The sequence below is a fragment of the Deinococcus psychrotolerans genome, assembly GCF_003860465.1.
GTDB classification, from domain to species: Bacteria; Deinococcota; Deinococci; order Deinococcales; family Deinococcaceae; genus Deinococcus; species Deinococcus psychrotolerans.
Genome location: NZ_CP034183.1, coordinates 568,940 through 581,667, shown reverse-complemented (window position 1 = coordinate 581,667; position 12,728 = coordinate 568,940). Strand labels below are relative to the sequence as shown.

Here is a 12,728-nt window from a genome sequence, read left to right as displayed (position 1 = left end):
TCGACCAACGTTTATAGTTCTCCCTTACTTACTCAGTGCGCTGATAATGCTGAACATTGGCAGGAACATCCCGGCCACGATTAACCCAACGATGGCCCCGAGAAAGACAATCATAATCGGCTCAATGGCTGCAGTGAGACCTTCAATAGCTTCTTCCACTTCGCGGTCATAAAAGTCGGCGACTTTAGCAAGCATAGTGTCGAGGGCGCCGGTTTCTTCGCCAATCGCCACCATGCTCACCACCATCGGCGGAAACACTGGACTGGCTGCTAGGCTGCCACTCATCTGTTCGCCGACCATCACCACGTTTTTGGCATTTTCGATGGTGTCTTCGACAATGGCGTTATTAGCCGTACCTTTGGTGATTTCCAAACTTTCAATGATATTGACGCCGCTGTTGATCAGTAGGCCGAAGGTACGGGCGAAGCTCGCTATGGCGCTTCGCTGTATCAAAGTGCCGAAAACAGGAATTTTTAATTTGAAATCATCGACGACACGCCGACCTTTTTTGGTGGAGTAATAATAGCGGTAGGCAAAAACGAGGGCCGCAACAATCAGAACGATCACAATGGTCTTCGTCTTCAAGAAGTCAGACATCGCCATCAAGACCCGAGTGAGTAGAGGCAATTCTGCGCCAAGCTGTGTCAACATTCCCCCGAACTGCGGAACAATGGTAGTGAGCAGAAAATAAGTAATTAAGAGAGCAAAAACTAAAACAATTACTGGATAGGTCATGGCACTCTTGATCTTCCCGCGAGTTGCCAAATCTTTCTCTTGAAATTCAGCGATTCTCTCCAATACGCTGTCGAGCGTGCCGCTGGTTTCGCCTGCACGCACCAAATTGATGTAGAGGCGATTGAAAACTTTGGGAAACTTGGCAATCGCTTCAGACAGCGGCGTGCCTGCTTCGACGTCATTGCGGACTTTGCGGACGACGTTTTGCAGCCCCTTATGTTCGATTTGACGCTGTAAAATAGTGAGCGACTGCACTAAGGGTACCCCGGCATTAATCAGGGTGGCGAGCTGCTTGGAGAAAATAGCAATCGGCTTGAGGCCTGGTGGGCGGTCACTCAGGAAGGGGATCTTGAGGTCGTTAAGATCAGTCTGCATCCCGCCTTTGGGTGATTTGATGTCGACGATCAGGAGACCCTTGGCACGCAACGAGTCGCGCACCTGAGCAATGGTGTCCGCTTCAGTTTGGGATTTGAGAATCTTGCCGCTGCGATCACGCACGCGGTATTCAAAGACCGGCATGCAGTGAGTATAGTCGGTGAAGTCTTGCGCTGGACTTACAGCCGCCCGCAAGACCCGACTCAAACTGGAGAACTTTATTCATGCCGCCCAATCCTTCCCCCAAATCCGACTTAATACAGCCGTGGCCGCAAGCTTTAGCAGCTTTGGCAAGCGGCCAAGTCATCGGCTTTCCTACCGAAACCGTTTGGGGGCTGGGTGCAGATGCCCGTTCCCCCGGTGCTGTCCAAGCCTTGTCGCGTCTCAAAGGCCGTCCGGAAGGCAAAGCCTTGCAAGTGTGCTGCGCCGACACCGAGCAGGCCCGCCGCCTCGCTGAGTCAGGGCAGCCTCTCTTTGAAGCGCTCCTTACGCTGCTCCCCGGCCCGCTCACCTTGGTGGCCCAAGCCTCCTCCGCTTGCCCGCCTTGGCTAATTTTCGAAGGCAAAGTGGGTCTGCGCGTGCCGCGCCACGCTCTGACGCAAGAACTCCTCCGGCGTTGGGGAGGCCTGCTGGCGACCACCAGCTTCAATCCAGCGGGTCAGCTGAGCGCTCTGACATGGGCTGAGGCGCAGCGTTACGGGTTGGCCAGCGTGCTACTGAGCGGCGAAACTGAGCCTGGCGGACTGCCCAGCACCGTCGTGGACTGTCAAACCGGACAAATTCTGCGTGAGGGAGCTGTTCCGGCCAGCGTCATTCACACGTTCACCGCCCAGCTCTCGGCGAAGCGGTGAGAGCTTTGATCGGCGCGGCGCTGCTGGCGGCTGGCCGTCCGGTCAGGGCTGCCGAACTCGCCAAGCTGTTTGAACTTCCTGAGACTCAGGTTGCGGCGGCGCTGCAAAGCTTCATCGGCGAAGTTCAGCAGGCGGACTTGGGCTTTCAAGTCGAAGCCGTGGCGGGCGGCTACCGCTTGGTGGTGCCGTCCGAACTGGCCCAGCAACTTGCGCCCCTGCTCGCTCCGCCGCCGTTGCCGAGTCTGTCAGGCGCGGCGCTCGAAGTGCTGGCCATCATCGCTTACCGTCAGCCGGTGATGCGGGCCGAAATCGAAGCGATGCGCGGCGGCAGCGCCGGCACGGTCGTCACTTTGCAGGAGCGCGAACTTATCAAAGTGGTGGGCCGCTCTGAAGCGCTCGGCCAGCCGCTGCTCTACGGCACCACGGAGCGCTTTTTGTTGGAATTTGGGTTGCGAAGTTTGGCGGACTTGCCGCCGCTGCTCTCAGAGGGCACAGAATTCAGTCAGTTGCTGCGCGGGTAGGCTTAGCTCATCAAAAAATTCTCGACGACCTCGTTCATCTGTGCGCCGTCCATCAAAAAAGCGTCGTGGCCGTGCGGACTTTCGAGCTGCCAATACTGCACATTTTGCAAGTTCATCGCCTGCGCCCGCACTTCTGAAGCGGGATACAACTGATCGCTGGAAATACCCACCACCAGAGCGGGCGTTCCGATCAACTTTAAATCGGCGTCGCTGAGCTCAAAGGTGTCCATCGCGTGGGTCAGTGCCAAATAACTGCGCTCGCAAAAGCGCTCAGCCAACTTCTGCCCCTGATATTCGAGGTAAGTGGAAATAGCCGCCCTGCCAGCTTGACGCGAGCTCGGCCCCGCCTGGGTCTGCGCAAAACTCTGCGGTGAGCGGTAACTCAGCATGGCGATCTGACGAGCGACTTTTAAGCCCTCGCCGCCGGGAGCCGCCAAAATGGCGCTACGGGCAGCGGTATTCAGTCCGATGGCCCAGGGCGAGTGCCGTGCAGGAGCGCCGATCATCACCGCTTTGGTGATCAGATCAGGAAAACTGTGCAGCCAAGCATAAGCCAGCATGCCGCCCATGCTGCCGCCCACCACGCTGACTTTCTCCACGCCCAAAAAGCGCAGCAACTCGCGCTGAACCCGCACCATATCGCGCAAAGTCAGCTCGCCCAGCCCCAGCTCGGCAGGTTCGCTGCTGCCCGCGCAGCCACCCAGCACATTGCTGCAAATGATGAACTGCCGATCAGGATCAAGCGCTTTGCCGCGCCCGAACACGGCGGGCCACCACTGATGCACGGCGCTGTCGCCGGTCAGGGCGTGCAGCACCAACACCGCGTCCGTACTGGGCCGCCCATACGCGTGATAAGCCACCCGCACGTCGCTGACGACCTGTCCACTGTCGAGCAGCAGCGGAGCGTCACGGAACAAGACGACCGAACATCGCTCCGGCGTTTCGCTGGGCGGCTGAACAAATCTCGGCTCTCTTTTCACCGCCGTCATACCGACTCCAACACACCCACGAACGCTTGCGCGAAGTCTTCTTTGATGTCGTCGATGTGCTCGATGCCCACCGACACCCGCACCAAACCCGGCGTGACGCCGCCTGCGGCCTGCGCGGCTCCATCAAGCTGCGAGTGGGTGGTGCTGGCCGGATGAATCACCAGCGTTTTGGTGTCGCCCACGTTGGCGACGTGCTGGGCCAGCTTGACCCGTTCAATAAACGCCTCTCCCGCTGCCCTGCCGCCGCTGAGTTCAAAGGTCAGCACTCCGCCTGCGCCGCGCGGCAAATACTTCTGGGCACGCTCAAAGTGTGGATGCGCCTCCAAACCCGGATAAGTGACTTTGCTGACTTCCGGCTGCTCCAAGAGCCACTTGGCGAGGGCCAGCGTGTTCTGGGCGTGCCGCTCACCGCGAAGGGAAAGGGTTTCTAGGCCCTGAATGAAATTCCAGGCTTGCTGCGGAGCCAGGGTCGGGCCCAAATCGCGCAGGCCCTCGGTGCGGGCACGCAAAATAAACGCCAGATTCGGCAAGCCCAGCGCGTTGCCCTCGCCAAAGGCCTCCCAGAAATTCAGCCCGTGGTAGCTGGGACTCGCTTCGGTCATCAGCGGGTAGCGCCCGTTGCCCCAGTTGAAGGTACCGCCGTCCACGATGATCCCGCCGATGCCGTTGCCGTGCCCGCCGATCCACTTGGAAGCGCTTTCGACCAACAAATCTGCGCCGTGCTTGAGCGGCTGGCAAAAGTATCCGCCCGCGCCAAACGTGTTGTCCACGATGACGGCCACGCCTTTGGCATGCGCGGCGGCGCTGATGCTTTCAAAATCAGGAATATTGAGCGCCGGGTTGCCAATCGTTTCCAGATACACGGCGCGGGTCTTGTCGTCGATCAGCGCCGCAAACTCTTCGGCTCTTTCCTCGCCGGAAGTGAAGCGCACTTCGATGCCCAGCCGGGCCAGCGTCACTTTAAATTGATTCACCGTACCGCCGTACAAATTGGGCGTGCTGACGATGTTGTCCCCATTTTGTGCCAGCGTGGTGATCGCCAGAAACTGCGCGGCGTGCCCGCTGGAGACGGCCAGCGCCGCCACTCCGCCTTCTAAGGCTGCCACGCGCTGCTCGAACACGTCGGTGGTGGGATTCATGATCCGCGAGTAGATATTGCCGAAGGCCTGCAAGCCGAACAATTTGGCGGCGTGATCCGTAGACTCGAAGACATACGAATTGGTGTTGTAGATCGGCACGGCCTGAGCGCCGGTGGCAGGATCGGGTTTTTGTCCGGCGTGAACTTGCAGGGTTTCAAAGTGCTTGTGCGTCATAACGTGGCCCTCCGGTGGGCTGAGAGAACTGCTGGGGGCCAAATAAAAAAGCCCCCGGCCTACATCGGGAGGGAGTCCATAGAAAAAAACCCTGCCCTTATCGTCGTCCCTGCGCGGTCATCGTTAACGCTTGCGCTGGGCCTTGGATGAAGCACCGTTGCCGCGATGAGGGCCGGTTGCTGCGCCGTCACTGAGCCAAATCTCTCAGGCGCTCTGGATAAGAGTGTTCTCACGCTTGGAGAACTCGGGTAGTCTAGCGGCTAGGCAGCGGAGGGTCAAGCCAACGCTCAGTAAATATGAAATCCGCTCAGGCCGCTGCTCTCGGCCCACTGGGCGTCTACACTTTCCACCACCGCGTGCTTGGGGCCGCGCTTAAGCTGGTGCAGCAGCCGTTCCAAGTCTTCTTGGTGGCCCTCAGCGACGACTTCGACCCGCTCATCGTCGGTGTTCTCGGCGTAGCCTGACAAGCCGAGGTCGCGGGCGTAGCGCTGCACGTACAAGCGGTAGCCCACCCCCTGCACGGTGCCGGAAATCAGGGCGGTGAGGCGCTTCACAGCATCGTCAGCGGGCTGGAGAGCGCCGCCGCTTCCGGCAAGAAGTTGGGCACCATCGGCAGCGTCTGACCGTCTACGCCCACGAGTTCGCCGTAGAGCATATGCGGCGTGGTGGCCGTCACCCGCGCTTGATACAGCCCTGCACCAACCGCGCCCAGCGCTTTGGGCACCACGATCGGGTGGTTGCCCCGCGTATGGCCTTCCAGGTGGCCTTCCGAGTAAGCGTCGCCGCGCAGCAAGACTTCTTGAACACTGCCCTGAAAACGGGCGTTTTTCTTGGCGCTCCAGTCTTTTTGCACGGCGATGAGGCGCTGCAACCGCTCGGTTTTGACTTCGCGTGGCAAGTCCTGAAAGTGCTGGTAACTCGGCGTGCCGGGCCTCGGCGAGTAGATGAACATGTAAGCCGAGTCGTAGCCCACTTCGTCATACAAGCTCAGCGTCTCCTGAAAATCTTCCTTGGTTTCGCCGGGAAAGCCCACGATAATGTCGGTGGCCAGTACCGCTTCCGGCATGTGCTTTCTGATCTGGGCAATGTGCGTCAAGTACTTCTCGCGGTTGTACTCGCGGGCCATCCGGCGCAGCACTCTATCCGAGCCGCTCTGCACCGGCAAATGTACGAACTCGCAAACCGCTGGCGTCTCACCCATCGCCGCCGCCACGTCTTCGGTAAAGTTCATCGGGTGGCTGGTGGTGAATTTGATGCGCTGAATGCCGCTCGCGCCGACCATCCGCAGCAGTTCGGCGAAGCTGGGATAGCCCGCCAGTTTTGCGCCCGCGTCAAAGCCGTAGGCGTTGACATTCTGGCCCAGCAAAGTGACTTCCTTGACGCCTGCGCCGAGCAAGCTATCCAGCTCGCGTAAAATCAGGTCGGGGTGGCGGCTGACCTGCGGCCCCCGCGTGGTCGGCACGATGCAGTAGGTGCAGTGGTGGTCGCAGCCGCGCATGATGGTTAGGTGGGCTTGCAGCTTGCCGGTCGGCGGCGGCGGGATGTGGTCGTGCAGTTCGTCTTTGAAGTTCAGGCCCCAAAAGCGCTGGTTGCTTTCCAGCGCCTTGCCGATGTCGAGCAGGCTGCCCGGCCCCAGCAGCACGTCGACTTCAAACTTGCGGGCAATCTGCTGGCCTTCTTCGAGTTGGGCGAGGCAGCCCATCATGCCGATGACCAGCGGGCGCAGGGCTTTTTCCTTGCGGAGCTGGCCCAGCACGCTGCGAACTTTGTCCACCGGCTTGCCGCGCACAGCGCAGGTGTTGATCAGCACAAAGTCGGCGGCGTCAATAGAATCCACCATATCCGCGCCGAGCGAGACGAGTTGAGACTGAACCAAATGCGAGTCGTATTCGTTCATTTGGCAGCCGTAAGTAATCAAGTGTGCTTTCATGCATCCTCCTGGGCGGGCTGGATGGATTCCAGAGCCACGGGTCAAACAGGAATACTAGCGCAGTCTGAGTGCAAAAGGGGAGAGCTAAAGAATATATATAAGCCTGCTCTGTTCCTGTGTAAGGGCAGATTGTCCGTCGTCACACTCCTCCGACGGTGCTGAAGCGCTTTTTTACCTGAGAGAGGTGCTGGCGGCAAGTGGGCTAAACTGCCCTCACTTTGCTGCTTCCCATCCTCACCGCCCCCACTGCTGCCGGAAAAACGGCCCTCGCCCTCAAACTGGCCCAAGCCTTCCGGCTCGAAATCGTGGCTGCCGACGCTTTCACCGTGTACCGGGGACTGGATATCGGTACGGCCAAGCCCAGCGCCGCCGAGCAACAACAAGTCCCGCATCACTTGATCGATGTCGTGGATGTCCAAGACTCTTTTGACGTGGCCCAGTGGCTGAGCCAGGCCGAAACGGCCATCACCGATGTCCTCAGCCGCCAAAACATCCCATTGATCGTCGGCGGAACTGGCTTTTACCTCAAAGCGCTCATGCGCGGCCTGCCGCTGACCCCGCCCAGCGACCCCGCCGCCCGCGCCCAAATCGAAGCTGAACTCAGTGAGCGCGGCCTAGACGCTCTGCTGGCCGAAATCGCCGCCCTCAACCCCGCCGAAGCCGCCAGGATGGAGCGCAATCCGCGCCGAGTCGTCCGCGCCCTAGAAATTCAGCGCCGCACTGGAAAATTTCCGGTTGAATTCGGTACCACCCAGCCTGCCCACACTTACCGGGTCTTTGCCTTCACCCAGCCTGACCTGGAACAGCGCATCAAGACCCGCGTAGACGCCATGCTGGCCGCAGGCTGGCCGGAGGAAGCGGCGTGGCTGGCCAGCCAAATTCCGCCTGAATCTTCCGCCACCGTTTGGCAAGCCCTCGGCTACAGAGCTGCGCTGGCCCTTGCACGCGGCGAACTGACCCAGCCCCAGGCCGCCGCCCAAATCAGTCTCCAGAGCCGCCAGTATGCCAAGCGCCAATTGACGTGGGCTAGAACCCAGCTCGGCGCGGAGATTCAAACCCGGCCGCAAGTGGAAGCTGACTTACGAGCGCTGCTGTCCTGCGCCCAAGAGCGCCCGCGCACGCCTAAACTAACGCCGTGAGCCTGCCTTCCAGCCAAAACGTCCTCGACTTACCCGAATTCCGCGCCATGTTGCTGGCCGCCGTCACCAGCACTTTGGCCAGCCGCGCGGTGGCCCTGACGCTGGCCTATCAGCTTTACCAGATCACCAAAAATCCGCTGACGCTGGGCCTGCTGGGACTGGTGGAAGCGATCCCTGCGCTCAGCCTCGCTCTGTTCGGCGGCGTGGTGGCCGACAGAAATGACCGTCGCCGCATCCTCCTCTTTACCATTAGCGTGGAAGTCATCTGCGCTCTGTGCTTTGCGCTCTACGCTCCGCACGCGCCCACTTCCGGTATCTGGCCGCTGCTGAGCCTGATTTTCGTCCTCGGCCTGGCACGCGGCTTTTCGGATCCGGCGCTGCCCGCTTTTCAGGCTCAGGTGGTGCCGCGTGAACTGTTGCTGCGGGCCTCGGCGTGGCGCTCCAGCGCGGGCCAAGCGGCTTCCATCGCTGGCCCGGCGCTTGGCGGCGTCCTCTACGCCAGCATCGGCGCGGGCGGCTCCTACACCTTCGCCTTCGTGCTGCTGCTCGTCTCGCTGGGGTGCGTCGCTTTCGTCAAGCCCAAGCCCGTTCCCCGGTTCAAAGTGGGTGAGCCGTTCGTTCAGAGCATCAAAGAAGGACTGGCTTTCGTGGTGCAGCGGCAAGTCTTGGTCGGTAGCATGGCGCTCGATTTGTTCAGCGTGCTGTTCGGCGGCGCGGTGGCGCTGCTGCCCATTTTCGCCTCCGACATTCTCAAGGTCGGCCCCACCGGTCTCGGCGTGCTGGTGTCGGCCCCCAGCGTGGGCGCACTGGCGGTGATGCTCTACGCCACCAAGCACCCGCCGGGCAAAGGCGCGGGCCGCATTTTGCTGAGCGCCATCGCCGGCTTTGGCCTCAGCATCATGGTGTTCGGCTTCTCGCGCAACTTTTACCTGAGCGTGGCTGCACTCATCGCCACCGGCATTTTTGACGGGATCAGCATGGTGATTCGCAGCGCCACCTTGCAGCTCAAAGCGCCCGATCACATGCGCGGGCGGGTAAATGCCGTCAGTGGGATGTTTATCGGCGCGAGCAACGAACTGGGCGCTTTTGAAAGTGGCGTGGCGGCCAAGCTGCTCGGCACCGCCCATAGCGTTTGGCTCGGCGGCATCGTGACGTTGATCGTGGTGGGCGTCACCGCTTATCTGGCCCCCGAACTGCGGGCGATGGACCTGACCGACATTGCCGAAGACTTGCCCAATACCACCGCTGAACGCAGCTAAACGGCGGCCTAGCCCAGCTCAGGACATCTATCCTTTAAACATGTATTTAAAAAGCATATTTTCTAGTCCATGCTCACCCCTTCACAGACCGCCATCATCAAAGCCACCGTTCCGGCCCTCGAACTGAAAGGCGAAGAGATTACCCGGCACTTTTACAGCGCCCTGTTCGCCGCTCACCCCGAACTGCTCAACGTGTTTAATCCGGCAAATCAGGCCACGGGGCGTCAGGCCCGCAGTCTGGCGGCCTCGGTGCTGGCCTACGCCGCCCACATCGAAAACCCTGCTGTGCTGGGGCCGATGCTCAGCCGCATCACCAACAAGCACGTGAGCTTGGACGTCTTGCCCGAGCAGTACCCGGTGGTCGGCCATTACTTGCTGGAAGCCATCGCCACGGTGCTGGGCGACGCGGCCACCCCAGCGATTCTGGACGCCTGGGCCGCCGCTTATGGACAGCTGGCCGACCTGATGATGGGGGCAGAACAGCAGATCTACGACGCTGACGCGGCTCAAGTTGGCGGCTGGCGCGGCTTCAAGGTCTTCAGGGTCATTCAAAAAGCCGTTGAAAGTCAGAACGTGACCTCGCTGATTCTCGAACCGGCTGACGGCCAGCCACTGCCGCCTTACCGGGCCGGACAGTACCTCAGCGTCAAAGCGCAGGTGCCGGGATTTCCGACTCAGCAAATCCGGCAGTACAGCCTCTCCGACGCGTCCAATCAGACGTCGTACCGCATCAGCGTCAAGCGTGAATTTGCGCCGAGTGAAGCGGCTTGGGACGCGCCTGAAGGGCTGATTTCCAATTACCTGCACGATCAGATTGAGGTCGGTGCCGAGGTGCTGGTGCATCTGCCCGCCGGAGATTTTTATCTGCAAGACACCCAGTTGCCGGTGGTGCTGCTGAGCGGCGGCGTGGGCATCACCCCGATGCTCAGCATGCTCAATACCCTGATCGCCACCGGTTCAAAACGCCCGGTGGTCTTTGTCCACGCCGCACTTTCCCAGGACTTCCACGCCTTCAGAGCACATGTCAACGAGCTGGCAGCGCAGCATCCCCAAGTGCGCAAGGTGATCTACTACACCGACGTCACCGACCGAGATCGCCCCGGCGAGCACCATGACCTCGCGGGCCTGATCAGCTTGAAGACGCTGCGCCCGTACTTGCCGGAAGGTCAGGCTGAATACTATTACTGCGGCCCTGAGGGGTTCGTCTCGGCTGCCGAGGGGATGCTCGACCAGCTCGGTATTCCTGCTCAGCAGCGTTTTACCGAAACCTTTGGCCCCACGCAAACTGCCGCTCCCGCCCTGAGCTGATTGCCGCCATACTGCTGGTATGCAGCTCACCCGCTTTACCGACGCTTCGCTGAGAGTGCTGATGCATCTGGCCCAGTTGCCGCCGGGTCAGCAGGCCACCACTCTGGAGCTGGCTGAGCGCTACAACATTCCCTACAACCACCTGCACAAAGCGGTGCATCACCTCAGCAAGGTCGGATGGATCAGTGCGGCACGCGGGCGCAACGGAGGCATACGGCTCGCCGCCGCCCCCAGCGACTTGACCATCGGCCAGGTGGTGCGCTCCACCGAACCGCCCGGCGACGTCATCGACTGCTTGAGTCAGGAATGTCCGCTGCGGCTGCACTGCGGTTTGAAAGGTGTGCTGAATCAGGCCACTCAGGCTTTTTATGCCCAGCTCGACCGCACCACGCTGGCAGACGTGGTGGCGACCACCCAGTTTACCGAGCTGCTTCCTGCGCCGCCAGCCGCGTTGCCAGCCGAGTCGCCAGAAAATCCTTGACGCTCTGCGCGGCCCGGGCGTTCATCCCCGGAATGCGGGCAATATCGTCCAGGCTGGCCGCTCCCAAGTCTTCCAAGCTGGAAAAATGTTCCATCAGCGCAAACTGGCGCTTTTCACCGATGCCCGGCAGATCGTCAAAGACGCTTTTGAGCATGTCTTGGCCGCGCAGCTTGCGGTGATAGGTGACGGCGTAGTGGTGAACTTCGTCGCGCACGCCGATCAGCACCCGCAGCGCCGGATGGGTCTTGGGCAGCAGCAGCTCGCGGCCTACGCCCACCTCGCTGCCGCCGGTCAGCCAAAACTGTGCGCCGTAGCGTCCGGGCAAAATCAGGGTTTCCTCGCGCTTGGCCAGCCCCACCAGCGGTACATTCACTCCGACTTCCTTCAGGGCGTCCAGTGCCGCGTTGACTTGCCCGCGCCCGCCGTCGATCAAGATCAAATCTGGCAGCGGTAATTTATCCGACAAGCTGCCGGAAAACCTGCGGACAATCGTCTGGCGCATCGCCAGGTAATCGTCGGGATGATCCAGCCCTTTGACTTTGAAGCGGCGGTGCTCGCTCTTGCGTGCCCGCCCGCCTTCAAACACCACCATCCCCGAGACGATATTGGTGCCGAACAAATTGGAATTGTCGTAGCCCTCGATTCGCCAGGGCCGCTCCGGTAAGGCCAACACCTCGCGCAGCGCGTCCAAACCCGGATGATCGCCCCGGCGCTCCAGCAAGGCCAGCTCGGATTCCAGGCCGGTCTGGGCGTTGCGCTGGGCCATCTCGGTCAGCTCCGTTTTGTCGCCGCGTTTGGGCAGCCGCATTTCGACTTTGCGCCCCGAGCGCTCGCTCAGCACCTGCGTCCACAGCGGCGCGTCGGCGTATTCGGCGGGCAGCAAAATCAGCGGCGGCACGTGGGTGGCCTGCGCGTAGTAATCCTGCACGAAGGCCCCCAGAATTTCGCCGCCTTCACTTTCGTCGGCCCCGGTCAAAAAGCGCTTGTCGCGCCCGACCACCCGCCCGCCGCGCATCCGGAACAACTGCACCATCGCAAACTCGCCGGCCTGCGCGTAGCCCAAAAAGTCCAAATCTTCGCTGCTGGTCTGCAAGGCGGCCTGCTCGGTGCCGAAGAGTTTCTCGACTGCTTGCAAGCGGTCACGCAGCCGCCCGGCCTGCTCGAAATCTTGCTTGACAGCGGCTTCTTTCATGTCCACTTTGAGCTGAGCCACCACGCCCGCCGCCCGCCCTTCAAGGAGCGCTTTGACGTCGTCGACCACCCGCGCATACTCCGCCGGATCTGCCCTGTCCACGCACGGCCCCAGACACCTGCCCATGTGGTAGTTCAGGCACGGGCGCGGCTTTTTCTGCATCGGCAAGCCTGAATTCTTACGCAGCGGAAACATGGTATCGATCAAGTGCTTGACCCGCCGCACCGCCGAAGCGTCCGGATACGGCCCGTAATAACTCGCTCCGTCTTTGATGACCCGGCGGGTGATGACCAGCATCGGAAACTTCTCGTGCGTCAGCTTCAAAAACGGGTAATGCTTGTCGTCTTTTAGCAGCACATTGTAATAAGGACGGTGCTGCTTGATCAGGTTGGCTTCCAGCACCAGCGCTTCCACTTCGTTTTTGGCCGAAATGAATTCGAGTTCCAGCGCCTCCCGGGTAAATCTTCCCGATTTGCCGCCCGCTTTGAAGTGCTGACCCACCCGGCTTCTCAGGTTGTTGGCCTTGCCGATATAAATCGGCGTGCCGGTTTTGCCGCGAAAAATGTACACGCCCGGCGTGGTCGGCAACACCGGCAAATCATCAAAATGCATGGTCTGATTTTAGCCAAATCGGC

12 protein-coding genes and 1 riboswitch are annotated in these 12,728 nt (G+C 60.7%); of the genes, 6 read left to right on the top strand and 6 right to left on the bottom strand.

The genetic code is table 11. From position 1 onward, the window contains the following. Positions 1-24: 24 nt before the first annotated feature. Positions 25-1,254: a type IV pilus assembly protein PilC gene (pilC, locus tag EHF33_RS02885; protein WP_124867717.1), complete on the bottom strand. Its 1,230-nt coding sequence runs from the start codon at positions 1,252-1,254 to the stop codon at positions 25-27. A gap of 80 nt (positions 1,255-1,334) precedes the next feature. Here pilC and EHF33_RS02880 point away from each other — a divergent pair, with 80 nt between their 5' ends. Together EHF33_RS02880 and scpB are read left to right on the top strand one after the other, a co-directional pair. Then, entirely contained in the window at positions 1,335-1,961 is a 627-nt protein-coding gene (locus EHF33_RS02880; protein WP_124867715.1) for an L-threonylcarbamoyladenylate synthase, read from the top strand. Beyond that, the gene (gene scpB, locus EHF33_RS02875; RefSeq protein ID WP_124867713.1) at positions 1,958-2,482 is read left to right on the top strand and encodes an SMC-Scp complex subunit ScpB; all 525 of its coding nucleotides are present in this window, start codon (positions 1,958-1,960) and stop codon (positions 2,480-2,482) included. Before EHF33_RS02880 ends, scpB begins: the two co-directional genes overlap by 4 nt. Positions 2,483-2,484: 2 nt before the next feature. On the opposite strand, the gene EHF33_RS02870 is transcribed toward scpB, so the two are convergent. The 4 genes from EHF33_RS02870 to miaB all read right to left on the bottom strand — a co-directional run bounded on the left by EHF33_RS02870 (position 2,485) and on the right by miaB (position 6,714). Then, a complete protein-coding gene (locus EHF33_RS02870) occupies positions 2,485-3,471 on the bottom strand; it encodes a homoserine O-acetyltransferase family protein (RefSeq protein WP_124867711.1) in 987 nt (328 codons plus the stop codon). Then, positions 3,468-4,784 carry an O-acetylhomoserine aminocarboxypropyltransferase/cysteine synthase family protein gene (locus EHF33_RS02865; protein WP_124867709.1) on the bottom strand — a complete coding sequence of 439 codons (1,317 nt, stop codon included), beginning with the start codon at positions 4,782-4,784 and terminating at the stop codon, positions 3,468-3,470. The genes EHF33_RS02870 and EHF33_RS02865 overlap by 4 nt, the downstream gene beginning before the upstream one ends. Before the next feature lie 114 nt (positions 4,785-4,898). Continuing rightward, positions 4,899-5,008: riboswitch (SAM riboswitch) on the bottom strand. Between the two features lie 63 nt (positions 5,009-5,071). Further along, positions 5,072-5,338, bottom strand: coding sequence for an acylphosphatase (locus tag EHF33_RS02860; protein ID WP_124867707.1), 267 nt, complete (start codon positions 5,336-5,338; stop codon positions 5,072-5,074). Beyond that, positions 5,335-6,714 (bottom strand): tRNA (N6-isopentenyl adenosine(37)-C2)-methylthiotransferase MiaB, encoded by a 1,380-nt coding sequence (gene miaB, locus EHF33_RS02855; protein ID WP_124867705.1) that lies wholly within the window; start codon positions 6,712-6,714, stop codon positions 5,335-5,337. Before miaB ends, EHF33_RS02860 begins: the two co-directional genes overlap by 4 nt. A 218-nt stretch (positions 6,715-6,932) precedes the next feature. Between miaB and miaA the strand changes: the two genes are divergently transcribed. The 4 genes from miaA to EHF33_RS02835 all read left to right on the top strand — a co-directional run bounded on the left by miaA (position 6,933) and on the right by EHF33_RS02835 (position 10,901). Next, positions 6,933-7,853 carry a tRNA (adenosine(37)-N6)-dimethylallyltransferase MiaA gene (gene miaA / locus EHF33_RS02850; protein WP_124867703.1) on the top strand — a complete coding sequence of 307 codons (921 nt, stop codon included), beginning with the start codon at positions 6,933-6,935 and terminating at the stop codon, positions 7,851-7,853. After that, on the top strand, positions 7,850-9,112 hold the full coding sequence (locus tag EHF33_RS02845) for an MFS transporter (protein WP_241191226.1): 1,263 nt from the start codon (positions 7,850-7,852) through the stop codon (positions 9,110-9,112). The genes miaA and EHF33_RS02845 overlap by 4 nt, the downstream gene beginning before the upstream one ends. A gap of 69 nt (positions 9,113-9,181) precedes the next feature. Continuing rightward, positions 9,182-10,420 carry an NO-inducible flavohemoprotein gene (gene hmpA, locus EHF33_RS02840; protein ID WP_124867701.1) on the top strand — a complete coding sequence of 413 codons (1,239 nt, stop codon included), beginning with the start codon at positions 9,182-9,184 and terminating at the stop codon, positions 10,418-10,420. Between the two features lie 19 nt (positions 10,421-10,439). Then, the gene (locus EHF33_RS02835; RefSeq protein ID WP_124867699.1) at positions 10,440-10,901 is read left to right on the top strand and encodes an RrF2 family transcriptional regulator; all 462 of its coding nucleotides are present in this window, start codon (positions 10,440-10,442) and stop codon (positions 10,899-10,901) included. Here the strand turns inward: EHF33_RS02835 and uvrC are convergent. After that, positions 10,840-12,705 carry an excinuclease ABC subunit UvrC gene (gene uvrC / locus EHF33_RS02830; protein WP_124867697.1) on the bottom strand — a complete coding sequence of 622 codons (1,866 nt, stop codon included), beginning with the start codon at positions 12,703-12,705 and terminating at the stop codon, positions 10,840-10,842. The genes EHF33_RS02835 and uvrC overlap by 62 nt on opposite strands. Between the last annotated feature and the right edge of the window lie 23 nt (positions 12,706-12,728).